This window comes from Nonomuraea sp. 3N208 (genome assembly GCF_052245935.1).
Classification (GTDB): domain Bacteria; phylum Actinomycetota; class Actinomycetes; order Streptosporangiales; family Streptosporangiaceae; genus Nonomuraea.
The window spans coordinates 1-23,440 of the sequence record NZ_JBQQBR010000041.1; the positions used below are offsets into that span (position 1 = coordinate 1).

The 23,440-nt window shown below is 67.8% G+C and carries 18 protein-coding genes and 2 pseudogenes; 12 read left to right on the top strand and 8 right to left on the bottom strand.

Features of this window, described 5'->3' with window-relative positions; all coding sequences use genetic code 11:
- A partial coding sequence (locus tag ACTWPT_RS45005) for a transposase (protein ID WP_443183683.1) occupies window positions 1-640 on the top strand: 640 nt, incomplete at its 5' end.
- 781 nt (window positions 641-1,421) lie between these two features.
- Here the strand turns inward: ACTWPT_RS45005 and ACTWPT_RS45010 are convergent.
- Window positions 1,422-3,206, bottom strand: coding sequence for a LamG domain-containing protein (locus ACTWPT_RS45010; protein ID WP_443183684.1), 1,785 nt, complete (start codon window positions 3,204-3,206; stop codon window positions 1,422-1,424).
- A gap of 423 nt (window positions 3,207-3,629) precedes the next feature.
- Between ACTWPT_RS45010 and ACTWPT_RS45015 the strand changes: the two genes are divergently transcribed.
- Genes ACTWPT_RS45015 through ACTWPT_RS45030 form a run of 4 tightly spaced genes read left to right on the top strand, consistent with a single transcriptional unit; the run spans window position 3,630 to window position 5,707 of the window.
- Window positions 3,630-4,331 carry a DUF2975 domain-containing protein gene (locus ACTWPT_RS45015; RefSeq protein WP_443183685.1) on the top strand — a complete coding sequence of 234 codons (702 nt, stop codon included), beginning with the start codon at window positions 3,630-3,632 and terminating at the stop codon, window positions 4,329-4,331.
- A complete protein-coding gene (locus ACTWPT_RS45020; RefSeq protein WP_443183686.1) occupies window positions 4,331-4,603 on the top strand; it encodes a helix-turn-helix domain-containing protein in 273 nt (90 codons plus the stop codon). The genes ACTWPT_RS45015 and ACTWPT_RS45020 overlap by 1 nt, the downstream gene beginning before the upstream one ends.
- On the top strand, window positions 4,593-5,129 hold the full coding sequence (locus tag ACTWPT_RS45025) for a winged helix-turn-helix domain-containing protein (protein WP_443183687.1): 537 nt from the start codon (window positions 4,593-4,595) through the stop codon (window positions 5,127-5,129). The genes ACTWPT_RS45020 and ACTWPT_RS45025 overlap by 11 nt, the downstream gene beginning before the upstream one ends.
- On the top strand, window positions 5,096-5,707 hold the full coding sequence (locus tag ACTWPT_RS45030) for an IS630 family transposase (RefSeq protein ID WP_443183688.1): 612 nt from the start codon (window positions 5,096-5,098) through the stop codon (window positions 5,705-5,707). The genes ACTWPT_RS45025 and ACTWPT_RS45030 overlap by 34 nt, the downstream gene beginning before the upstream one ends.
- Window positions 5,708-6,245: 538 nt before the next feature.
- Here the strand turns inward: ACTWPT_RS45030 and ACTWPT_RS45035 are convergent.
- Together ACTWPT_RS45035 and ACTWPT_RS45040 are read right to left on the bottom strand one after the other, a co-directional pair.
- Window positions 6,246-7,889 carry an ISL3 family transposase gene (locus tag ACTWPT_RS45035; RefSeq protein ID WP_443183689.1) on the bottom strand — a complete coding sequence of 548 codons (1,644 nt, stop codon included), beginning with the start codon at window positions 7,887-7,889 and terminating at the stop codon, window positions 6,246-6,248.
- 208 nt (window positions 7,890-8,097) lie between these two features.
- A complete protein-coding gene (locus tag ACTWPT_RS45040) occupies window positions 8,098-8,643 on the bottom strand; it encodes a hypothetical protein (RefSeq protein WP_305916354.1) in 546 nt (181 codons plus the stop codon).
- Between the two features lie 500 nt (window positions 8,644-9,143).
- Here ACTWPT_RS45040 and ACTWPT_RS45045 point away from each other — a divergent pair, with 500 nt between their 5' ends.
- The 5 genes from ACTWPT_RS45045 (at window position 9,144) to ACTWPT_RS45065 (ending at window position 13,488) form a co-directional block, all read left to right on the top strand.
- Complete coding sequence (locus ACTWPT_RS45045; protein WP_443183690.1) at window positions 9,144-9,425, top strand: hypothetical protein; 282 nt, start codon at window positions 9,144-9,146, stop codon at window positions 9,423-9,425.
- A gap of 142 nt (window positions 9,426-9,567) precedes the next feature.
- On the top strand, window positions 9,568-9,723 hold the full coding sequence (locus ACTWPT_RS45050; RefSeq protein WP_443183691.1) for a hypothetical protein: 156 nt from the start codon (window positions 9,568-9,570) through the stop codon (window positions 9,721-9,723).
- A gap of 46 nt (window positions 9,724-9,769) precedes the next feature.
- Window positions 9,770-10,288, top strand: coding sequence for a (2Fe-2S)-binding protein (locus ACTWPT_RS45055; protein ID WP_443183692.1), 519 nt, complete (start codon window positions 9,770-9,772; stop codon window positions 10,286-10,288).
- Window positions 10,289-10,291: 3 nt separating this feature from the next.
- A complete protein-coding gene (locus ACTWPT_RS45060; protein ID WP_443183693.1) occupies window positions 10,292-11,281 on the top strand; it encodes an FAD binding domain-containing protein in 990 nt (329 codons plus the stop codon).
- The gene (locus tag ACTWPT_RS45065) at window positions 11,278-13,488 is read left to right on the top strand and encodes a xanthine dehydrogenase family protein molybdopterin-binding subunit (protein WP_443183694.1); all 2,211 of its coding nucleotides are present in this window, start codon (window positions 11,278-11,280) and stop codon (window positions 13,486-13,488) included. The genes ACTWPT_RS45060 and ACTWPT_RS45065 overlap by 4 nt, the downstream gene beginning before the upstream one ends.
- Before the next feature lie 323 nt (window positions 13,489-13,811).
- Here the strand turns inward: ACTWPT_RS45065 and ACTWPT_RS45070 are convergent, their stop codons facing one another.
- Together ACTWPT_RS45070 and ACTWPT_RS45075 are read right to left on the bottom strand one after the other, a co-directional pair.
- Window positions 13,812-14,330, bottom strand: coding sequence for a hypothetical protein (locus ACTWPT_RS45070; RefSeq protein WP_443183695.1), 519 nt, complete (start codon window positions 14,328-14,330; stop codon window positions 13,812-13,814).
- Entirely contained in the window at window positions 14,327-15,274 is a 948-nt protein-coding gene (locus tag ACTWPT_RS45075; RefSeq protein WP_443183696.1) for a hypothetical protein, read from the bottom strand. Before ACTWPT_RS45075 ends, ACTWPT_RS45070 begins: the two co-directional genes overlap by 4 nt.
- 853 nt (window positions 15,275-16,127) lie before the next feature.
- Here ACTWPT_RS45075 and ACTWPT_RS45080 point away from each other — a divergent pair.
- A pseudogene (locus tag ACTWPT_RS45080) lies at window positions 16,128-16,700 on the top strand (transposase); the annotation flags it as partial.
- A 12-nt stretch (window positions 16,701-16,712) separates the two neighbouring features.
- Here ACTWPT_RS45080 and ACTWPT_RS45085 read toward each other — a convergent pair.
- From ACTWPT_RS45085 to ACTWPT_RS45095, 3 genes and pseudogenes are all read right to left on the bottom strand, one after another.
- Window positions 16,713-17,930: pseudogene (locus ACTWPT_RS45085) on the bottom strand (ATP-binding cassette domain-containing protein); the annotation flags it as partial.
- A complete protein-coding gene (locus tag ACTWPT_RS45090; protein WP_443183697.1) occupies window positions 17,923-19,548 on the bottom strand; it encodes an ABC-F family ATP-binding cassette domain-containing protein in 1,626 nt (541 codons plus the stop codon). The pseudogene ACTWPT_RS45085 and the gene ACTWPT_RS45090, both read right to left, overlap by 8 nt.
- Window positions 19,549-19,789: 241 nt before the next feature.
- Window positions 19,790-22,318, bottom strand: coding sequence for a BTAD domain-containing putative transcriptional regulator (locus tag ACTWPT_RS45095; protein ID WP_443183698.1), 2,529 nt, complete (start codon window positions 22,316-22,318; stop codon window positions 19,790-19,792).
- 417 nt (window positions 22,319-22,735) lie between these two features.
- Between ACTWPT_RS45095 and ACTWPT_RS45100 the strand changes: the two genes are divergently transcribed.
- Window positions 22,736-23,413, top strand: coding sequence for an AfsR/SARP family transcriptional regulator (locus ACTWPT_RS45100; protein ID WP_443183699.1), 678 nt, complete (start codon window positions 22,736-22,738; stop codon window positions 23,411-23,413).
- The last annotated feature ends 27 nt before the right edge of the window (window positions 23,414-23,440 follow it).

The window sequence follows — 23,440 nt, forward strand, 5'->3', positions numbered from 1 at the left end:
GGACATCACCAAACTCCGCGGCCCGGACAAGGGCGTCTGGTACTCGCTTTACACGATCATCGACATCTACAGCCGCTACGTCGTCGGCTGGATGGTCGCCTCCCGCGAGTCCGCTGAACTGGCCAGGAAACTCATCCAGCAGACCGCGAGGAACCAGAACATCGACGAGGGCACCCTCACCCTGCATGCCGACCGCGGTTCCTCGATGAAGTCCAAGACCGTCGCCGAGCTGCTCATCGACCTGGGCGTGGCCAAGTCCCACTCACGGCCCAAGACCTCCAACGACAACCCGCACGTGGAGGCGAGCTACAAGACCCTCAAGTACTGCCCCGACTTCCCCGGCAGGTTCGGCTCCATTGAGGATGCCCGACGGTTCTGCCAGGAGTTCTACGCCTGGTACAACCACGAGCATTACCACTCCGGGATCGGCTATCACCACCCGGTTGACGTGCACTACGGCCGCGCTGCCGCCGTCCGTGATCGGCGGGCCGCCGTTCTGACTGCCGCTCAATCCGCCCATCCTGAACGCTTCGCCACCGGCGGCACCCCCACACCGCCCGATCTACCCGGTCCCGTGTGGATCAACAAGCCCAAGAACGAGGACCAGAAGGAGACCACAGAGAAGCCGACACAGAATTAGCCCAGCTCAACTGCCTTGATCAAATTGACAGGTTCCGAACCGCCCTGCTGATCTGTAGTAGCGAGGGGTGTCGGAAGCTGATCCCAGATCCACCTCTCCAACGAGGGGCGTGTGCCGGTCGTAGGCGTCCTCACGATGCAACAGGATCACCAAGTCGGCGACATATGCCAGCGCGTCGCCCTCGCCCAGATCTTCGTATGAGACTGGCCGCTTGCCACGGCGCTGTTCCACCCTGGCAGGGCTTCACCAGGGCAAGGCCCCTGCCCCCCCGCTACGGCGTCGGCAAAACCATCAAACGCGGCCGCACCCCTCAACAGCCTTACAACAACCAGAGGATAAAGAACAAGATCACCGCCGCAGATCTGGCCCTAAAACGCTCCTGAAGCGCTTAACGGGATGGGGACAAATGACGCATCCTCCCGATGGTCAAGAACGCGCGGTTGCTCGGTGGTTGCTCACGTGCACGTGATACAGCGCGGCACTCATGGGCACAGACTGACACGACGGCGGGGAGAATTCCGGCCACAGCGATACAAAACAGAGCTCTTCAGCACTGAGCGACACTAATCGAGCCGCCTCATAATCCGTGGGTCGTGGGTTCAAATCCCACCCGCCCTACTCGCAAACCCTCGACCGACCTGGGGTTTCTCGGTTTTCTAGGCTCGCGTTCGAGTAGTTGATCATGCTCGGTTGCTCGCGGGCTGCTCTTGGGCGCGGACCGGGCGGACCGAGAGTACCCGGACGGGCCGCGGGGCCTTGCGGCCCCACGGCCGTCGCGATTTCAGCCGATGGGAGCCGTCATGATGCTCTCGATCTGCTCCGGCGTCAGGGCGGCGTCGTAGGTGCGGACCTCGTCGATGACCATGCCGTTCAATGTGCCGTAGGGAGAGCCCTGCCCGATGACCAGCTGACCCGGATTCCCGGAGAGCCCGTTGGTGTTCCCGGCGTAACCGACCGACTGGCCGTTCACGTAGAGGCGAATTTCCCTGCCATCGTAGGTGGCGGCCAGATGGGTCCACGTGTCGACCGGCAGGACCTGCGGCCCGACGATGAAGTGTCCACTGCCCAAGGTGGCGGATGGCGTGTCATTAGGCCAGTCTGCGGCGTACATCACGAATCCGTTGCGCGACAGCGCCTCCAGGTAGCGGGCGTTCGTCTTCGGCTTCACCCAGGCCGACAGAGTCACCTTCCCCTGCGAGGTCAGGTTGGGCACGTTGGCGGTCGCGGCGTAACCGAAGGCCAGCGCCTTTCCGTACTTCCCGCTCACCCAGGACGGGTTGGTGGCCGTGCCGGTGTGGCCCCGGCCAGATGAGTCGCCCAGCGCCGTGCCGGTGCCCTCGTTCAGTCCGTAGGCGCCCACGAGCGTTGTCTGGAGGTTGGGCAGCGCCTCGATCAGGGCGGAGACGACGGCGGACGGCGTGCTGACGTTGCCGGTGGTGTCCACCGCCAGCGTCGCGTAATAGTAGGTGGCGCGAGCGGGCACATGGTCGGTGAGCTCCGTCGTCGTCCCCGCGACGCGGGCGACCAGCGTCGCTGCGGACGGAGTGAAGGCGCGAGTCGTCGACCGGTGGAGCTCGACCTCGGTGACGCCCCGCTCGTCATAGGCGCCACCCAGCCGCACTCCGGCCCAGCCATCGTGGGGGGACACCGTCACCGTTGGCGCCGTCGGCGGGCAGTCCGGATTGGTGACCCTTCCTCCGACCATCTCCGATGGCTGGCTGGGCTGGCCCAGAGTGTCCAGGGCCACGACCCGGTATTGGTAGATCGAGTTGCGGTAGACGCAGCCCGGGGTCCAGGTCAGCCCGGTCACTGTGGCGACCAGGTTGAGCGCGTCCACACGGTCCTCCGGAGAGCCGACCTCGTGGATCTCGTAGGCCGAGATGCCGTGATCGTCGGTGGCGGCCGGCCACGACAGCTGGATCGTGCCCGTGCTGAGGTCGGCCGAGGCCGCGGGAGCTACGGGCCGCTCGTCCACGACGACCGCCTTCAGCATGTCCTGCTGGAGCTCCTCATCAGTCAGCCCGCGCCGGTAGACGCGCACCTCGTCGACGATCGCGTCAGAACAGGACTGGCCGATCTTCAGTGGACCGGAGTCGTAGTCGACGGCCCCGGTCACCGGGAGCGCCTCGCTGGCCCAGTAGAGGCCGTCGAGCACGTAGCGCAGCGTGCTCCCGTCGTACACGAGCGCCAAGTGGACCCAGTTTCCGGGAAATTCGCCGATCGACTCGCCGTCGTGGTCCTGGCCGCCCGTCCTGACGCCCCAAGTCCCCCCCATCCAGTAGGAGTTGTCCTTGGCCGCGAGGATCGGGCAGTAGCCGTCGGCCTTGATCCAGGCCTCCACCGTCAGCCCGCCTGATGTGCGCAGGCTCGACGCGTCCGGCACCGTCAGGATCTGGTCCAGCTCCCCGATGCGCAACCCCTTGCCGTACTTGCCGTCCACCCACTGCGGGTTCGCGACAGTCCCGTCATTGCCGTTGCCCGACAAATCGTGAACGGTCGTCCCCGATCCTTCTTCCATCCCGTAGGCGGCCACCAGATCCCCGTCTGCCGACGCCGGTGTGGCCACCAGAAGCCCTGCTACACAGGTTGAATTCGTAGAGTCGGTCATGGGTTTGCCGGGGCAGCGAAAGTAGGGGCGGTCTGGGACAGGCCGCGGGCTGAGCCTCTGGTGCGGCTGGGGTGGAATCCTGATCACGCCAACTCGCCCCGGCACGTTCATTCAGCGGATTGATCCTGTGGCTCAAGCGGGGCTGTGACCGCAGGAAGCACACGGCGAGGAACGGCGGCCGGAGTACACGGAAGGGGCTCCTGACGATGCGTGATCTCGGCAGACATGCGTCTCTCCAGGATCTTCTTCGCTTGGTGGCAGAGCACGCCGCTCGGGATGGGCTCGGGGTGACAGGCTCAGCTCGGGGCATCGCTTGACTCTTTATCGTTGATCGATATCATCGACAAACGATAATATCGATCAACGATGTGGAGCCGTACCGTGCCCCTCGACAGATCCACCCCCCTGAAGTGGACGGCGATCGTCGTCCGCGTTCTCCTGGTGCTGTTCGCAGCAACGATGGCCTACGAGGTTGGGCGTGCGGCCTTGACCGGCGGAGAGAACGCCTTCGGCTCCCGCGGCACCCAAAGCCTGGTGTGTGTCGCATCACCGAGCATCCTTGACGTGAAGGGCAACCTCTTCGAGGACCCCCAGCGCCGGAAGGCCGTGGCCGCGAGTAGCACCGTCTACGACAATCCCTACCCCGTGGAGAAGGGAGTCGAGTTCGCCTACCCGCTGCCTCAGATCTGCAAGGACGACTCCAGCCTCGGCACGCAGCTGCTCTATCAGACGTCGCGGTTCGCCACCCCGCTCGTGCTGCTCATCGCGCTCTTCCTCCTCGACCGGCTGATCAGAGACGCGCGACGGGAGAACGGTTTCGATGAGGTGGTCGTCCGCAGGCTGTGGTTCCTCGGCGCGTTCCTCATTGTCAGCACACTCGCGGCGTCGCTCTACACGAGCATCGTGGAGACCGGGCTGGCCGTATCGATGGCGGCCGGCTCCGTCAGGCAAGTGTGGGAGATGGCCCTGTTCGGCTGGGCCTTCCCATGGGCGTTCCTGCTTGCCGGGCTCGGGCTCGTGGTGATGTCGAAGGTCGTCCGCGTCGGCGCGCACATGCGCGAGGAACTCGAAGGAACTGTCTGATGTCGCCCGCCGAAAACTCCGAGCACACCATCGAGGTGCATCTGGATCGGCTGCTCGAAGAGCGCGGCATGACGGTGGTCGAACTGGCCGAAAAGGTGGGGATCACCAACGTGAACTTGTCGATCCTCAAGAACAACCGCGCCAAAGCGATCCGGTTCTCTACGCTGAGCAAGATCTGCGAGGTCCTCGGCTGCCAGCCCGGCGACCTAATGTCCTTCACTCCCGCTCTTGCACAGGTTGATTGCGTAGAGTCTTCGGGTCGTGACGGATAGCCCTCAGTGCGGTACGACCGGGGTATGCGGTAACGGGCAAAGAGGTGGGTACACGCCCGCGGAGCAGGAGCGGCGGGAGCGTGTACGGCTGCAGGCGGCCGAGTGGTTCGAGGCCGGCGAGTCAACCAAGACGGTCGCGGTGCGGTTACGGGTGCACGAACGGTCGGTAACGCGCTGGCGCAAGGTCTGGCGTGAGGGTGGGGCGCAGGCGTTGCTGTCCAAGGGGCCGGTGTCGAAGGAGAAGCTGTCGGCCAAGCAGTGGGAGCGGCTGGAGGCGGAGCTTCGGCGCGGCCCACTGGCCTGGGGATACGACGAGGATCAGTGCTGGACGCTGGCCCGGGTCAAGACGCTGATCGGACGGCTGTTCCACATCGGCTACACCATCGAGGGCGTGGGCAAGCTACTGCACCGCCACGGCTGGTCGGTCCAGGTCCCGGCGCGGCGGGCCCTGGAACGGGACGAGGAGGCCGTCGCAATCTGGAAAGCCGAGGTGTGGCCCGAAGTAAAAGCACCGCGGCGGACCTAGGCGCCTACATCTGCTTCGAAGACGAGGCAGGGCAGGGGCTGAGGCCGCCGAAGGGACGCACCTGGGCACCGGTCGGCGCTCGTCCGGTGGTGACGGTGCGCGGCAAAGGCTCCGGCCGGGTCAACATGGCAGGCGTGGTGGCCTACAGGGACGGCGAACGGCCGCACCTGTTCTACACCCTGCACATCTACCGCGGACGCAAGGGCGAGCCCAAGTCCTTCTCCTGGATCGACTACCGGGACCTGATCGTGGCCACCCACCAGCACCTGGGCGCACCCCTGGTCTGGTGCTGGGACAACCTCAATGTGCACCTGGCCGGCCAACTCGCCGACTTCGCCGCCGAGCACGCCGACTGGCTGCGCATCGTCCAGTTACCCGCCTACGCGCCCGAGCTCAATCCCGTCGAGGGCGTCTGGTCCCTGCTCCGCCGGGCCCTGGCCGACTTCGTCGTCGCCGACCTGCCTGGACTCGTCCGGATCGTCAAACGCAAACTGAAGAAGATCCAGTACCGACCCCACCTGCTCACCGGTTGCTTGGCCCAGACCGGACTCACCCTCGACACCCCGGCAAACCCATGACCGACTCTACGAATTCAACCTGTGTACTACGAAAAACCCCATGATGACACGGCATAAACCATGCACTGTGCTTTCTCCCCGTCTATCTCAAATGGGCCCCTGGGATAGACGATACTCACCAAAGGGGGCGTATGAGGGGTGTCCTGAAGGTAGGTCAGCCAGTCGTACATCACGAACGCCGGATAGTGAGTGGTTGCGTAGATGAGTAGCGACAGCGCCTGACTCTGACCTACAGGCCCCACAACGCCTGCCGGGTGGCGCACGCAAAGGGCGCTCCGGCTGCGGCCCAGACGAGCTCTGGGCAATGCTCCACCCCTGCGAGCAGGAACTCTTGGCGGGCGTCCGAGCCATCCCGCAGACGGGATGATCTAGCACGACTTCATCTCAGTACCGCTATTGGCAGGCGCGATCAGCGCTGCTACTTCTCACCGCGCTGCTACTTCTCACCGACATTTCTGACCACTCTCAGCCTGTTGAGCGACAGGAGAGTGGGCTCTGACTCACTCTCGATGATCTCGGTGACAGAGCGTGCAGTGTGTCAGGAGTAGCGAAGGACGCGGGCCCGTAGAAGGTCGAAGTTTGCACGGCCGAACATCTGCCGCTTCAAGAATTTGATCTTGTTTACGGTCCCTTCGACGGCTCCACTGCTGTGAGCCAGCGTCAGCCCGGCCTGCACTGCGGCGTGGTCGCGTCGGAGTCCGGTGGCGAAGGTGGCTAGGTAGGGCGAGGCTCCGGCTTCGGCGGCGGCGATCCAGTCGTCGAGCAGGTGGCCGTCGCGGTTGGTCATCATCGTGGCGAAGCTGCGGACCAGCCCGGCAGCGTTGATGAGCTCGGGGCAGCGGGCAAGGATCTGTTCCAGTCCGGCCTTCTCCTCGGTGTCCAGACGGTCGGGATGGGTCATGAGCCAGCCGGTGACGCGGCGGGGTTTGGGTGGTGGGCATGGCTCCTGCTGTACTTCCTGGTATCCGCGCAAGGGTTGGAGCCAGCCTTGGACGGCACGGCGGCTGCCGGTGAATCCTTGGTCCTTGATCTCGGTATGGAGCTGGACGGCGTTGCTGCAGCCTTCGTTCCATCGGCGGGTGAGGTAGGGCTTGAACTGATCCAGCTTGCTGGAGCGATCGAGGGTGGGGGCCAGGAGTTCGTCCACGCTGGTAGCGTTGGCGTACTTGCGGACGGTGCGAAAGGCCAGGCCAAGTTCGCGGCTGATGGCGTTCAGCGACAGGCTCTCGGCCCTCAGCGCCTGGACCTGGGCATAGCGTTCGTGCGTCCGCGCCACCATCGGCCGTTCGTTGCCGCGGGAATCCAGGGTCTTGGGCCGCTGGACGGGTTCGGTCTCGCTGCCTGTTTCGTCCTTGATCGTGGTGTCTTGGTCGGGGACTTCCTGCAGGCAGGATCGGTGCGCGCGGATCGTCTTCTCCAGTGCCGTGGCGAGGTTTTGCCACAAATGGAAGCGATCGGCGACCTGCGTGGCCTCGGGAGCGCCCTCACGGGCGCCATCGGCGTAGGAGCCGGCCCTGTCTCGGCAGATCACCTGCACGCCGGGATGGTCCTTCAACCAGGCGGCCAGGTCATCGGCGGTCCGGCCGTCCAGCAGATCGATAGGACGGTGGGTGTCCATGTCCACCAGGACGGTGCCGTAGGAGTGTCCGCGCTTCTTCGCGAAGTCGTCGACGCCTAGCACCGTGACCTGCGCTATCTCGGGATCGGGCAACGCCCGCAGTGTCCGTAGCAGCGTGGATCGGCTGACCGGCACGCCGACCAGGCCGGCCATGCGGGCACCGGCTCGCCCGGCCAGTGCTATGGCGATCGAGGTGAGAAGAGTGCGTAAGGCGTTGCTGCGACGGGCATGCCGCTGGGTCAGCCCGCCGACCTGCTCGGCGAAGATCTCCCGGTCACAAGAGGGCTCGTCGCAGAAGAAGCGGCGCACCTCCAACTCGACCTTGACCGGCCGCCCGCCCGTCGCCAGATCCCACACGGTCCGGCGATACCGGCTGTGCACCCGGGTCGAGAGCAGCCCACACACCGGGCACGGAACCTCGCTGGCCACGGTGCGCGCCGCGATCAGCAGGGTGTCACCGAGGTCCGCAACATTGAGGACATCCATCTCCCGCAGCGCGGGGCAGAACAAACGAAGGCAGCAGGCGTTCTCGCCTGCCGGCGCATGCAGCACAATGAACCCCACGGCCGCTCGTTGCTGATCAGGTTCTCGACAAACCAGATCGTTGACGAGCGGCCGCCTCTGTATGGGGCCTGTTACAAGATCGCGACAACGATGAGCAGCGTGACCGGATCCTCCCGCTGAGCATCAGCTTTCTGTCCGGCGTGCCATCGAGCTATGTTCGCGCGCCGCCGTACAAGCTGGTCGGCGGCCTGCGGGGTTGGGACTTCCACTAACGCCAGACGACGCTGTCGAGAAAGGCTTCAATGGTCGTCGTCACCTGACCGAGTACCTCGGCGGATCTGTGCAGCGGTCCCGGCACCTTCATGCCATGATCGGCGCCATTGACTTCGAGGACGTGCGGCGTCAACTCCCGCGCCAGTGCACCATCCCAGAAGTCGTCCGCGGTACCGCCTACAAGCAAAAATGGCCGGGTGGCCCGACGCAACGGCTCCACGCATGCGGGCATCGTGAGCAACGGCGTCAACCAGATCCCTGACAGACCGCGATCTGCGGCCACGGCGGCACCGTACGAGCCGAGTGACTTGCCGATCAACAGCGGTGTTGCTAGCTTCTCCACGACTGGCGTCACCTGCTCGTAGACCCAGGCGTGCCGCTCCACCAGGGGCCGGCCCTCCGGCGGTGTCCACGAGATCAGTTCGAGGTCGGCGCCTCGGCGGGCGACTGCTTCGCCGACGTAGGCGAGCAGTCCGGCCTGCGGTCCGTACATTCCGCCCGGAATGATGACGGTGTTCCGGTTCGATTCCCCTTCGCTCATCGTTGGACGATATCGCCGTTGGCCAGAGAACCGTCCTAATCAGGACAAGAACTTATCGGCATCTTCGGCACCAACCGGGCGGTCAGACAGCACCACCGAGTCACCCTGAGTTACTGATCATCGAGAGTGAGCCAGAGCCGGAGAGTGTCAGCGGGCCGCGACACTAAATGTCAGTCGCTGAGTGTGATCAGGTGGGTGGACGGAGAATCTCCATGAACAGCAGCACCGAGGGCATCACCCTGGCGGACTGAGCGGCCAAAGTGGGCCGCCCGGAGAAGTACGTCCGCAACGTCTGGCGGCCCCGGAGCGGCTTTCCCGCGCCGATAGGGCGGCGGCCGACCCCGCATACCACCGGCCCGGACCCTGAGTTGTACGACGAGGCCGCCCTGGATGCTTGGCGCGCCCGGGCACTCGCGCAGCCGACGCCGTACCAGATACCGGCTACGTCCCTCCGGCGCTCCAGCACACTCTTCTCCGCCCACCACGATGGAGATCACCCTGTGGCCACATTCGACCGCCTGACCATCATCTGCGCCTACGACAACGCCGAAACCGAGACGGTCCGCCGCGACCTCGGCATCGCCGCCAACCAGGTACTCGAGGCCACCGACCCGGAGCGGCTGGCCGGCAGGACAGTCGGGCCCAGCCGCTGCTCGGGTCGACGTCGGTCGGCGACATCGAGGGCCAGGACCTCCTCCGCCCGCGCCGCACTCTCATACAGCAGCGATCACCGGGCGTCGGTTGCGTCCGTGGCAGCACTTTTGACCAATCGTGCGCCATGACTTGACTGACCGTGGTGTTGGACGCCGATACCTTAACTCGTAGGTCGCTTCTGCGTTGTTGCAGGACATGCCTGTTTAGTCCCCACTGTTGGAGACTGAGATGTCCGATACCCCTGGGCCTGCGTGTCGACGACCATCACGGGTGTCCGTCCTACACATGGACGGCGAGCTCGGCCTGGTGGCGGAGGAGGTCTTCGTGGGCGCCGCCCACCTGCTGGCACGCTCAGCTCACGCACAGCACCGCCTGGACGCACCCCAGCCGATCGACACCGCGCTGCTGGACCTCCTGTACCGCTGAGTCCGGTGCACCAAGAGTTAGATCAAGAGCACGGAATCGAGGCGCCATGAAGGCAGCGCGAAGTTCAACACATCCATACGACGAGGCATCGCTCGAGGTGCCGCAGGTGGAAATCACCCTCCACGTCAACGGCACCCTCCACAGACTGCGGTTCGACGCCCGGGTCACCCTGCTGGACGCCTTGCGCGACCATCTGGCTCTCACCGGGGCGAAGAAGGGGTGCGACCAGGGCGCCTGCGGCGCCTGCACCGTGCTGGTCGACGGCAAGCGCGTGGTGTCGTGCCTGATGCTCGCCGCCCAGTGCGAGGACCGTGAGGTCACCACCGTCGAGTCCCTGTCCGAGGCAGGGGCGCCACATCCCGTGCAGGCGGCCTTCTCCCGGCACGACGCGTTCCAGTGCGGCTACTGCACCCCTGGACAGATCATGTCGGCGGTGTCGCTGCTGGCGGAGGGCCGAGCGGAATCGGATGAGGACATCTGCGAGTTCATGAGCGGCAACATCTGCCGCTGCGGCGCTTATCCGAACATCCGCGCGGCGATCCGCGACGTGGCTTCGGGGGGCTGAAGGATGCGTCCCTTCGAATATGTCCGAGCCGCCGACGCCGGCCAGGCCGTGGCCATGGTCAGCACCGACCCGAACACCTTCTTTCTCGCCGGTGGCACCACACAACTGGACCTCATGAAGGACGGTGTGCTCGGTCCTGACCGGCTCGTCGACATCACCCGGCTGCCGCTGGGCGGCATCACGCACACCGGCGCGGCGATCCGCGTAGGCGCGCTGACCACCATGGAGGAACTGGCCGCCGACCCCGTCGTGATCGAGCGCCTGCCTTTCGTCCGCGAAGCGCTCCTGCTCGGAGCCTCCACCCAGTTGCGGAACATGGCCACCATCGGTGGCAACCTGCTACAGCGGGCCCGGTGCCGGTATTTCCGGGACCCGACCGTCGCAGCGTGCAACAAACGCGATCCCGGGTCAGGATGCGCCGCCATCACCGGCTTCGCGCGCATGCACGCCATCTTGGGCACCAGCGAGCACTGCATCGCTTTGCACGCCTCGGACGTGGCGGTCCCGCTGGCCGCTCTGGACGCCGTCGTCCACGTGCAGGGAGTGAACGGTCCGCGAAGCATCCCGCTGACCGAGTTCCACCTCCCGCCGGGCGACACCCCGCACATCGAGAACGTGCTGCAGCATGGTGAGCTGATCACCGCGATCGAGGTGCCTCTGCTCCCTGAAGGGGCGCGGTCGCACTACCTGAAGGTTCGCGACCGCGTCTCGTACGAGTTCGCGCTGACCTCGGCCGGCGCGGCTCTGGTGGTGGAGGACGGGATCATCCGGGAGGCCCGGGTGGCGCTGGGCGGCGTCGGCACGATCCCGTGGCGGGCGTGGGACGCCGAGGACGTCCTGCGCGGCGCGTCGGCAGGCCGTGACGCCTTCCGCGCCGCGGCGGATGCCGCCCTGGCGGGGGCCAGGACGTTGCCCGGTACGGCGTTCAAGGTGGAGTTGGCCAAAAGGACCCTGGTGCGCACGCTGGAGATCATCGCAGGAGCCGGATCATGACCATATCTGAAGCACGTCCAGTCGTGGGTGCGGGGCTGGACCGGGTGGACGCCCCGCTGAAGGTGACGGGCAGCGCGCACTACCCCAATGACTTCGGATTTCCCGGCATGGTGCACGCCGCCCTGGTGCGCAGCACCATCGCCGCCGGGCGGATCCGGGCCATCGACACCGCAGAGGCGGAGGCCGCCCCTGGGGTGCTGACCGTCATCACCCACGTGACCGCGCCGAGGCTGGAGCGCGGGCCGATGACGCTGCTGGGGCCGTCCCCGCCTGCTCCGCTCCAGGACGACCGCATCCTGCACTACGGGCAGCATGTGGCCATCGTGGTGGCGACCACCGCGGAGCAGGCCAGGCACGCCGCCTCGCTCGTGCGGGTCGAGTACGAAGCCGCCGAGGCTCTGCTCGACATCGACGACCCGAGGGCGGAGGTCCTCACCAACCCCTGGGGCCTGGACACCGAGCGCGGTGATGTGCCGGCCGGGTTCGCCGCCGCCGATGTCGTCGTGGAGGGCACCTACACCACGCCTGACAACACCAACAATCCGCTCGGCCTGATGGCCACGATCGCCCTGTGGAACGGCGACTCGCTCACCGTCCACGACTCCACCCAGTGGCCCCACAACGTCCGCACCTCCCTCGCGGCGATCTTCAAGGTCCCCGAGAGCGGCATCCGGGTCCTCGCCCCCTACGTCGGAGGCGGCTTCGGCGCCGGGCTGCGCATGTGGCCCCACGTCATTCTGACCGTGCTGGCCGCACGCGAGGTCGGCCGGCCGGTGAAACTCGTGCTCACTCGGCCCGAGATGTTCACCTCCGTGGGCCATCGCCCGAACAGTGTCCAGCACATCAAGATCGGGGCCAACAGTGCCGGAGACCTGATCGCCATCGACCACGACGGCACCTCAACGGTGGCGATGGAGGACGACGACTATGAACCGGTCTCTGCGTGCTCGGCCGTCTCCTACGCCTGTCCCAACGTGCGAACCCGGGACCGGCAGGTACGGCTCAACATTCCCTGCCCCGGCTCCATGCGGGCCCCCGCCGAAGGACAGGGCAACTTCGCCCTGGAGTCGGCCATCGACGAGCTCGCGCACGCTCTGGGCATGGACCCGCTGGAGTTCCGGCTGCGCAACTACGCCGAGGTCGACCCGCTGTCCCGCCTGCCCTGGTCGAGCAAAGCGCTGCGGGAGTGCTACCTACAGGGCGCCGAGCGGTTCGGGTGGTCGTACCGCACCCCGGAAGTGGGTTCGATGCGCGACGGGCGCTGGCTGGTCGGCTACGGCTTGGCCGGTGTCTCCTATCCCGCCTATCAGGTGCCGTGCCAGGCCCGTGCCTCGTTGCGCCGCGACGGATCGGCGTTCGTGCGCAGCGCGGCCACCGACATCGGGACCGGCACCTACACGGTCATGACGCAGCTGGCGGCCGAACTCCTCGCCCTGGACACCTCGCGGGTGCGGTTCGACCTCGGTGACTCCGACATGCCGTACTCGCCACAGGCCGGCGGGTCCGGTCTCACCGGGGCTCTCGGCAACGCCGTGCACGCCGCCTGCCGGCGTCTGGTGCGGGAGTTCCTCGACCTGGTCGGAGACGAACCGGATTCACCGCTGCGCGGGGCCGCGCTCGGCGACGTCATGGTGAGCCAGGGCCGTATCCACCGCACCGGCATGCCCGAGCAGGGCGAGTCGTACACCGACATCCTGGCCCGCCACGGCCTGGAAGAACTGAGCGCCGACGGCAGGAGCACCCCGCCCCAACCCGAGGAACTCGGGATGGCCGTTGCCGGCGCGTTCGGAGCCAAGTTCGTCGAGGTCCGCATCGACCCGGACCTGGGACTCCTGCGGGTGGCACGGGTGGTCTCGGCGATCGACGGCGGGCGCATCCTCAACGAGAAAACGGCCACCAGCCAGATCGTCGGCGGAACGGTCGGCGGCATCGGCCAGGCCATGTTTGAGGACACGGCCACCGATCAGGAAACCGGCCGCATCGCGAACGCGACCTTCGGCGACTACCTGGTGCCCGTCAACGCCGACATCCCGGACATGGACGTCATCTTCGTGGGCGAACCCGACCGGGCGACCCCGATCGGCACCAAAGGGGTCGGGGAGGTCGGCCTGGTCGGCGTGGCGGCGGCCATCGCCAACGCCGTCTATCACGCCACGGGGCGACGCATCCGCTCCCTGCCGATTACGATCGACCAGCTGCTGCTCTGACAGACCATCGAGCCAAGAGCGAGAAGGAGATCCGGGCCTGAGTCCAATGCAACGGCTCAGGTGGGACCGGCGGATCTGCCGCGTTCGCATGCTCCAGCCAGTGAGGCTGCGGCGGCGCGGCGGTGTTCGTCACGTGGCCGTGACCGGTACGGGTGCGTGAGCCAGAGGCGTCGGCGCCGACCGGACGAAGGAGAGGCACGGATGACGTGCTCGTGCCCCTCCGCGTGCGCCGGCAGCGTCTCCACCTCAAGCGTCCTGAACGGTTTAATGGTGACGTCGGGTATTGGAACTGCCCGAATGCCTCCCGTTGATCAAATGGTGGATCACAAGTCGCCTGGAGTTTTGGTAGCGACGAAATGGGCCACGGCGCCGCGGAGCTGTTCGAGGAAGTCGCGCAGGTTGGTCGCCATGGGCGCGAAGCCGCTGTCTGGGGAGGCGGCATGTGAGCGGTGGACCTTGTTGTCGGGGCCGATGGCGTAGAGGATTCCTCCGCCGTTCCTGGCAAAGATCGTGCCCTCGTTGCCATCGCTGAGGACGATCATGCCGTCGGAGAATTGGCTGATGACGTCGTCGAGTGCGTGGATGAAGAACGCATTGCCGATGTCGGGCATGGCCACCTCGTTGATCACGCTGTAGAAGGTGATCAGATCCGGTGACGTTGCTGGGTGGGCGCGCATGGTGTCGAGGGAGCCCTGCTGGTTGACGTCCGTCAGGACGACCTCGTTCTCTCCCGGCGGGAAGGGGTAGTAGGCGTCGAATGCGGACAGGACGGACTGCAGGTGAGCGGTGATGTCCGCGGCCCAGGCTCGGGTCCAGTGTGGGTCGAGGGAGACGGAGTTCATGGAGATGGCCTGCTGTTCGAGAGCGTGGGACTGGCGGTGACCAAGGAGCGCGCGCTGACTTCGGCGGCGTAGTTTACCCAGTCACCCGCGGCGAGACGTTGCCAGGCGACAGCGACATCAGTGTGGATGCCCAGGGTGCGGGCGAGGATCGGGGCGGGGACCTCGGTGGCGAGTTGGAAGAGCGCGGTGCTGCGGGCCTGGTTGGGCCGAATCCCGAGCTGGTTCAGTCGCTGTGTCAGCTGCGCGGTGCTGATTGGCCGTCCCGGCTGGCCGCCGGGGAAGAGCCATGGAGACGGGGCCAGAGCCCCGATGGTCGCATGCCCCTTGCGGTTGGCGGCGACGCTCCGGGCCAGTGCGGCGATGGGCTCGGGCAGATGGACGGGCGCATCGCCGAGGTGGAGGCGCACTCCCTGGTCGTCGACCTCGACGTCCTTGATGGTCAGGCGGCTGATCGCCGCTGCCCCTTGGGCATAGAGGAGGAGAAGCAGGCCAGCGAGGCGGTCTTCAGCCTTGAGGGTGTCGTCGTGCACGAGCCGACGTGCGACGTTCCAGCGGTGCTCGTCATAGAGCGGCTGCGTGGGTCCGTTCCAGCGGATGGCGGGGGCGTGGATGGTGGTGAGCTTGTTGGCGTGGGCCCAGCGGATGAAGTGTCCGGCCGTCTGACGGTAGGTGGCGGAGTCGTCGGTGAGCCACTGGTCGAGGTCGGCCTGTCGGCAGGTGCGCAGGGTGAGGTCGTGGGCCCTGAGCCAGTTCAGGAAGGCGACGGCCGCGTGGGTGCGTCGGCGGACGGCGATGAACTGCTGTGGGGTAACAGGGCGGCCGATGTTGCGTCGGCGAAGGCGCCTGATGAGATGCCAGATCGTGTATTGGTGCATAAGTTTGCGCTGGTCGGGGTCCTGGTGGGTCGTGAGGAGGTCGGTGACGAAGCGTTCGACGCGGGCCATGTACTCGTCGCGCTCGGGAAGGGCACCAACGCCGACGAGCACTTGGCGGAGGTGGGCGAGAGGTGGGCTGTCGGGCAGTTCGTCGAGAGCCTCGTGCGTCAGTGTCCGTCGTCCGGCCGCGAGGTCGGACAGCACAGGTGCGATGGACGGTTTGTTCAGCCAGCGCCAGGCGGTGATGGGATGCTCGGCGGTGGCGATATTGCGCCGAAGGGCTTCGAGCCCGGGATGGAAGGAGTCGGATGGAGGGCCCAGCAGCTCGTTGAGGCGCTGGTTGATCAGGCACCGGACGCACTGGCCAGGGTGCGGATAATCAGGGTCGCTGCAGGTCTGGCACGTGTGCCAGACCTCCGGGGCGGTGCAGTCAGCGCAGAGGGGCCGGGCGAGGGTGCCAGAGACGATCGTCGCGACGCGTCCGCAGGTGGAGCAGGGTGCCGAGCGGTGCTGGCAGGAGGGGCACGACGGTCGACCCGTGACGCGGGAAGTCCCGCACGGCTTCTCCTGGCTGCAGATGCTGCATGTCATCGTGGGGAGGACAGGACAGCTTGGGCAGAGCGGGCCATCTGGTGTGCGGGTGCCCACGGCCCGTCGTCGCCCGCAGTTGATGCAGGGTTCCAGGTTCGCCGGGTCGGTGATCAGGCAGTTCGGACATAGCGGCCGGCCCGCATCGTCGCGCGTGGCGGGCTCGCGTCGGGCTCCGCAGCGTGCGCACTCCTCGATGCGGGAGTGGGCGATGCAGGTGCGGCAGACCCGCTGTCCGTCGAGCGGCTTGTCGATGCGTACGACTCTGTGGCAGCGAGGGCAGGACGGCCGGACGATCCCGGCAACGCCAGCCGCGTGCAGCAGGTCGATCAGCCGAAGGATCGGCCTGGTGATCGCGGCGGTCGACGAGACCGGGCAGCAGAAGCAGGGCGAGGCCACGGCTGGGGTGAAACGCCAGTACATGGGGTGCGCGGGCCGAGTCGCCAACGGCATCAACACGGTGCACGTGTCCTATGTCCGGGACGGGATCGGGCACGCGCTGGCCGGTGCGCGGCAGTGGATCCCGCGCGAGCACATCGCCGATCCGGTGACGTGCCTGGTCATGGGTCTGCCGCTGGATCTGGAGTTCCGCACCAAGGGCCAGCTGGCCATCGACTTGTGTGCGCAGGCGTACGTGCTGCGGGCATCTTCCAACTTCACGCTGGCCACCGGGGTGGAGCCGACCTGCGCGGAGGCGGTCAGGCAGCTGACCAAGGGCAAGAAGGGCGAACGGCATTGGGAGGTCCGCTCCGCCGGCAAGGGCTCCAAAGGCGAGCGACGGTATGCCTGGGCGTGGATCGCCACCGTTTCGCCACGTCATCATCTGCTGGTCCGCCGCCACCTCAAGACCGGCAAGCTGGCCTTTCACCACTGCTACGTGCCCGAAGGCCGACCGGTGACCAAGACCAGCGAGCCGACGGCGCTGGCCGACCGACAGCTCCCCCACTCGCAGATCCACGTCACGCGGGCTGATCAGGCCGAGCGAGAGCAGCGGCACGGACTCGGCGCGCTCCGGGCCGAGCGCCCGCTCGTACGTCTCCCGCACCGTGCGGTCCGGCCGCTTGAACACGGTGTCCTGAGCCAGCAGTCCGACGGTCAGCCCGCACCGTCGCCGCACCTCTCCCTCCGCGCCCAGCCGTCCGGCCAGCACCGCCAGGAGCGTGGATTTACCCGCTCCGTTCGGCCCGGTGACCAGCAGCCGCTCCCCCGGCGCCACGTCGAGCCGGTCGATCGAAAGCCGTCCCGGAACCCGCACGTCCCGCAGCGACAGCAAGGTCTCGTCGTGGGGATCGCGGGAGCCGGCGGCGACGCCCTCCGCGGCATCGGAGGTGGCGGTGGCGTGGAGAGCCTCTGCGAGATCGGTGACGGTGACCAGGGTGGGGGGACGGAAGCGGAGCGGGGGTGGCGGGGCGGGGAGCTGCTCGCGTTCCAGCTCGGCGAGCCGGCGGGCGGCGTTGCGCACCCGCCGCGAGATCTGGTGCTGCACGCGTCCTCCGCGGTGCCCGTACCCCATCTTCTCGTTGTCGCGTCGCAACCCGTCGAATGCCACCAGCCGCGCCGTCACCGCGACGGCGCGGCGCAGCTCGCCGAGCTCCTCCTGCTCTTCGGCGTGGCGCCGCTCCCAGCGCTCCCGCTCGGCGCGCTTCTCGGCCAGGTACGCGCCGTACCCGCCCCCGTACCGGACGGGCCCGTCCACCGCCGGGTCGAGATCGACCAGGTTCGTGCAGACCGCGTCCAGGAACGCCCGGTCGTGGCTCGCCACGACCACCACCCCCGTCATGCCGCGGAGTTGCTCCTCCACGAACACCGCGGCGGTATCGTCCAGGTGGTTGGTGGGCTCGTCCAGCAGCAGCGCGGCGGGCCGTCTGATCAGCAGCGCCGCCAGGGCGAGCCGCCCGCGCTGCCCGCCTGACAACGACGCGAGCACGCGCCCGCGCGGCACGCCGCCCAGGCCGAGCCGGTCGAAGATGATCTTGTCCGCTCCGGCCAGCAGCCGCAGCAGGGTGGACTTGCCCGCACCGTTCTCGCCGATCAGCCCGATCCGGTGGCCGGGTGCGGCGGTGAGCGAGACGCCGTCGAGCACGCGCCGCGCGCCCAGCGTCCGTACGAGATCGCGGGCGAGCAGCACGTCACTCACCGGCGGGCCCTCCGGTCTCCAGCAGCCGCCCTTCGGACAGCTCCAGCCAGCGCTCCACCTTGATCTCCGCAAGGAACCGCTCGTCGTGGCTGACCACCACGAACGCCCCCTCGTACGCCCCGAGCGCGCTCTCCAGCTGCCCCACGCTGACCAGGTCGAGGTTGTTGGTCGGCTCGTCGAGCAGCAGGAGCTGCGGCGCCGGCTCCGCGCACAACACGCAGGCCAGCGTGGCGCGCAGGCGTTCGCCGCCGGACAGCACGCCCACCGGCAGGTGCGCCCGCGGCCCGCGGAACAGGAAGCGGGCCAGCAGGTTCATCCGGTCCGCGGCCGGCATGCCAGGAGCGAACGCGGCCAGGTTCTCGGCCACGGTGCGCTCGACGTCGAGCAGGTCGAGCCGCTGCGACAGGTAGGCGACCCGGCCGTCGGCCCGGCCGGTCGTACCACCGTCCGGCTCCAGGTCGCCGCTGATCAGGCGCAGCAAGGTCGACTTGCCCGCGCCGTTGGGGCCGGTCAGCGCGATGCGCTCGGGCCCGCGGACGGTCAGGTCGATACCCGGCGCGGCGAACAGGCCGCGCGCTTGCAGGCGTTCGCCGTGGAAGACGGTACGCCCGGCGGGCACGTTGGTCCCCGGCAGCTCCAGCGCGATCCTCTGGTCGTCGCGCAGCGCCCGCCCGGCCTCGTCCAGCCTGGCCTTGGCGTCGCTGACGCGGGCTGCGTGCACCTGACCCGCCCGCCCGGCCGACTCCTGCGCGCCGCGCTTCATGTTCCCGGCGAAGATCCGTGGCAGCCCGGCGTTCTTGAGATTGCGGGCGGCGTTGCCGGCCCGGCGTTCGGCGCGCTCGCGCGCCTGCTGCATCTCCCGCTTCTCGCGCTTGAGCTCCTGCTCGGCGCTGCGCACGTCACGTTCGGCGGCCTCCTGCTCGGTACGCACGGCTTCCTCGTACGTGGTGAAGCCGCCGCCGTAGAAGCGGAGCTCGCCGCGGTCGAGCTCGGCGATGCGGTCCATGCGGTCGAGCAGGGCCCGGTCGTGGCTGACCAGGAGCAGGCAGCCGCTCCAGTCGCCGAGCACGTCGTGGAGCCGGCGGCGGGCGCCGAGGTCGAGGTTGTTCGTCGGCTCGTCGAGCAGCAGCACGTCGGGTCGCTTGAGGAGCTGCGCGGCCAGGCCGAGCGAGACGACCTGGCCGCCGCTCAGCGTGCCCAGCGTGCGGCCGAACGCGAGGTCGCCGAGCCCGAGCCGGTCGAGCTGGGCACGGGTGCGCTCCTCGACGTCCCAGTCGTTGCCGATGGTGGTGAAGTGCTCCTCGCTCGCGTCGCCCGACTCGATGGCGTCCAGCGCGGCGATCACGGGGGCGATGCCGAGGACCTCGGCCACGGTCAGGTCGCCGGTGAGGGGCAAGCTCTGCGGCAGGTAGCCGAGCACGCCCTCGACGGTGACACTCCCGCCGGCGGGGCGATGCTCACCGGCGATCAGCTTGAGCAGCGTGCTCTTGCCCGCCCCGTTCGGGGCGACGAGCCCGGTACGGCCGCCGCCCACGCTGAAGGACAGGTCGTGGAAGACCGGGGTGTCGTCGGGCCAGGAAAAGGACAGATGGGAGCAGACGATGAACGCATCAGACATGCGAGAAGACCTCGTAGGAGAACACGGGCGCGCCGAAGCCGCCCGGCGAAAGGACAGGGATTCGGGGAACGACGACCGAGGCCACGTCGGCGGCGGTCATGTGCGCCTGCCCGGGCCGGTCAACCTCCGGTATCACCCGGAGATGTCGTCGTCACCTGCCATGTCTGGTCTCCTACCTCTCAAGCGTCTTTTACCTTAGCAGCGCATGGATCAGCGCGTGCCTGCCGCCTGCCCCGCGGCGTCAGTCGTCCGCGCCGGACACGTCCTGGCGGACGAACAGGTTCAGGTCCCGTTCCGCCCACAGTTCCTCCTCCAGATGGTGGTCTCGCCATTGCTCTGGGGGGTCGGCCAGCCAGTCGTGGCCGAAGATGGCGTACGGACGGTCCGCGCGCACGCGCTCCAACTCGTCCTGGCCCAGATAATCCATCAACGGCCGCCACAACTGTCCGTCCGCCACGACCAGGTACGAGGCCGCCAACCCCGGTTCGTGCAGCCAGCCGCGCATCGTCCATGCCTGGAACACGTCCGTGATGGGAGACGGCTCGGCTTCGAAGCCTGGGCAGATCAGATGCCGCGTGATCGCGATGTGCGCCCTGGGGGGCACAGCCATGCGCCGACTTACGTCGTGCCAGATCTCCCCCACGACAGGGTCGCCCTCCAGTTCTTCCTTCTCCGGCGTCCGCAGGGTCAACCGGCTCATGAAAGCACGCAGGCGGTTGCTCTTGCGGCACCGGAGCAGGGAGAACGCCCCCGGCTGACGGTTCAGCCAGAACCGGACGGACGCGGCCGTGAACTCGCCGTGGCTCTCGCGCGCCATGGTGACGAGTTCATCGTGGTCGGCGGGGGTCGCCCCAGACGCCCGCGCATCTTCCTCGCCCACCTTCGAGACGTACCGGCACACGACCCCGCCGCGCCGGCGCAGATGACCGATGGTCCGCATGACCGCCACGCACGCGTGCGGGTCGCGGGCGTCGCGCAGCAACTCGCCCATGACGTAATGGCGAATCCGCCGGTGCATCCGCTCATAGCCGACGGGGTCCCGCCACCGCAGGTGATAGTCGAGGACTTCGCGCAGCACACCGTTGACATCGAGGCCGTGGGCGGCGGTTTCGACACACGGTTGCGCTCGGAGCCAGTCGAACAGTTCCGCTGCCTGACCGCCCGGCACCACCGCCCTGAGGAGATCCTCGGTGGTGTGGCGGGCATGCGCGCACACGTACAGCGCCCATCGGTGCGCATCCGTCGGCACGCTACCGGCCAGGAGCGCGAGCACGTTGTCGGCCACGTACCGTACGGCATCACGGCGCGACGGCTGTCCCGTGGCCGACATGCTCCTGCCGACCTCCGCGGCGAGCGACAGGGCAAAGGGGTGGCCTGCGGCAAAGTCCACGATGGACCTCCGGAGGCCGGGGTCTACGCCGCGGGCTTCGACCAGCGCGGTGGACTCCCGGACGGTGAGGGCTTCGAGGTGCCGGATCACGATCGTCCCGGACCAGACCGGATCAGTGAGCCAGGCGGCGCTCGGCCCGGTCCGGCCCGCCACCACGATGATCGCGTTGCCGGGCAGCTTGCGGAGGTACTCATCGCGCAGCCACGGTTCGAGGTGTCCCAGCTCCTCGAAGGAGTCGATGAGGAGAACCGGGCCGGAGACGCCGGAGAGCTCGTCCGCGAATCGCTCGAGGCGTTCGCGCGCTTCCGCGGTCGCCGAGCCGTGGAGGTGCCATACCTGCCGGCCCGCGGCGGTCGCGTCGCCGGCGAGTTCACACAGCAGCGTGGACTTGCCGATGCCGGCGGGTCCGCGGACGAAGAGAAGACCCAGACGTTCACCACGGCTCCTTCTCAGCAGGCCCTGGAAGGCGGCGCGTTCCGTGCCCCTGCCGACGAACTGCCCATCGGAAGCCCGCTCCGGCTTCGTGCCCACTGGCAACTCGGACTCCTGTGGGGAGCGTGCGGCGGGCCGCTCGGCCCATGGGGCGGGAGCGAACTCGTCGTCGTGGTCTGCGTCGGCCCGGAGGATCTTGTCGTGCATCGCCCGTAGCCGCGGTCCCGGGCTGACGCCCAGTTCCTTGCCCAGCAGGTCATAGACCGTCCGGTAGATCTCGAGCGCCTCTGCCCGCCTGCCGCTGCGGTACAGGGCGAGGAGATAGATCTCGTACAACGGCTCTTCGAGTCGGTTCTGCTCGATGAGGAGCGGGACCTCGGCCACCACCTCGGTGTGCTCGCCCAGTTCCAGGCGGAGCTGTAGCAACTCCTGGGTGGCGATCAGCTTCAGTCGTTCCAGCCGGAACCGCTCACGTTCGGCGGCCTCGCCCGGGACCCCTGCCAGCGCCGTGCCTGTCCAGAGGCCGAGCGCCTGCACCAAACGATTCGCGGCCACCGAGATCTGCCCGCTCGCATGCTCCTGCCCGGCGGTTTCGAGCAGATCGGCGAACTCGGTGGCGTCCAGCGCGAACAGCGACGGGTCCAGCATGTAGCCCCCGGACTGAGAGATGATCGCCGAGCCCAGTCCGTGCTCGGACAGCAGCCGCCGGATACGGGAGATGTAGGTCCGTATGACGGCTTCCCCGGTGGACGGTGCCCGCTCGCCCCACAGGCCGTCGACCAGCTCACCGATCCGCACGAAGCTGCCGCTGTTGGCCAGTAGCAACATCAGGACGGCCTGTTGTTGCGGTGCGCCGAGATCCAGCCGCGTCTCACCGCAATGGAGACCGGGCGGTCCTAGAACGGTGAACCTGCAGGGAGCCGAGACGACGTACGGCTGTCCGATCACGATCAGGGGTGCTTTCCTTGCGAGAGTGCACGGCGGCCGACCCGTCGTACGGGCCTGCGGTAGGACATCCCAAGAAGGTAGTTTCGCCCGGACCGCCTTCGCGAGCGTCACGTGACGCTGTGCGTGTACGTCATTCCGGGGCCGGCATGGCCGCGTCCCGGAACGGACGTGCTGGAAAACGTACAAACCACCGCTGAGCCGGACAACGTCTCAACAGTCCCGACGCAGCGTCAGTAGGGTCGGTCAGAGACGCCCGGGCACTGCTTCGGGGCATCGGTGACAGGTCGCGGCACTACGCGAGAGTGTGGGGGAACCTCGATGGCCGGGGTGAGCTTTGGGTTGTTGGGTCCGATCAGGGTCTGGAGCGGTGGGGAAGATCTGGAGGTCGGGTCTCCGCAACAGCGGGGAGTGCTGGCCTTGCTGCTCCTGAGCGAGGGGCGTCAAATCACGCTCGACGAGATCGTGAGCGCGTTGTGGGGCCGCGAGGCGCCGCGCAGCGCCGTCGTGAGCACCCGTACCTACGTCTCCCGTCTGCGCCGGGTGCTGATCGCCGTCGGTGCCGGCGGGCTGGGCACCGAGGCGGAGATCAGGTCGGCGGGCGGCGGCTACCAGCTGGTTGTGGACCCCGGGGCGGTCGACGTGACGGTGTTCCGGCAGACTACGGCCGCCGCGCGGGAGGCCCGCGAGCGGGGGGAGGTCGCAAAGGCCTCCCGGCTGCTGCGCGGCGCCCTGGCACTATGGCGCGGACCGGCCTTCGAGGGGCTGAGCGGAGCCTTCTTCGAGGGCCGCCGCGCCTGGCTGGAGCAGCTGCGCGCGTCAGCCATGGAGGAGTGCTGGGCACTCGACATCGCGCAGGGCGACTGTGGCGAGGCGATCGCCGAGCTGATACTCGCGACGGCGGCGGAGCCTTATCGCGAGCGGTTGTGGGAGTTGCTGATGTGGGCCCTCGACCGCGACGGCCGCCGCGCGGAGGCTCTGTCGGCCTATCACCGGATCGCCCGGTTGCTGGACGATGACCTGGGACTGGAGCCCGGTCCTGGCCTGCGGAGGCTGTACATCCGGATCAGGACGGCGGCCGACGCCTCACTCGTCTGAGCCACTCCATGGGCCGCACCTGTCCGC

What these genes read in the sequence shown, in the direction of transcription:
- ACTWPT_RS45055 (WP_443183692.1), top strand. Translation starts at nt 9,770, where the DNA reads ATGAAGGCAGCGCGAAGTTCAACACATCCATACGACGAGGCATCGCTC.
- ACTWPT_RS45070 (WP_443183695.1), bottom strand. Translation starts at nt 14,330, where the DNA reads ATGAACTCCGTCTCCCTCGACCCACACTGGACCCGAGCCTGGGCCGCG.
- ACTWPT_RS45065 (WP_443183694.1), top strand. Translation starts at nt 11,278, where the DNA reads ATGACCATATCTGAAGCACGTCCAGTCGTGGGTGCGGGGCTGGACCGG.
- ACTWPT_RS45040 (WP_305916354.1), bottom strand. Translation starts at nt 8,643, where the DNA reads ATGAGCGAAGGGGAATCGAACCGGAACACCGTCATCATTCCGGGCGGA.
- ACTWPT_RS45060 (WP_443183693.1), top strand. Translation starts at nt 10,292, where the DNA reads ATGCGTCCCTTCGAATATGTCCGAGCCGCCGACGCCGGCCAGGCCGTG.
- ACTWPT_RS45090 (WP_443183697.1), bottom strand. Translation starts at nt 19,548, where the DNA reads ATGTCTGATGCGTTCATCGTCTGCTCCCATCTGTCCTTTTCCTGGCCC.
- ACTWPT_RS45075 (WP_443183696.1), bottom strand. Translation starts at nt 15,274, where the DNA reads ATGGCCCGCGTCGAACGCTTCGTCACCGACCTCCTCACGACCCACCAG.
- ACTWPT_RS45020 (WP_443183686.1), top strand. Translation starts at nt 4,331, where the DNA reads ATGTCGCCCGCCGAAAACTCCGAGCACACCATCGAGGTGCATCTGGAT.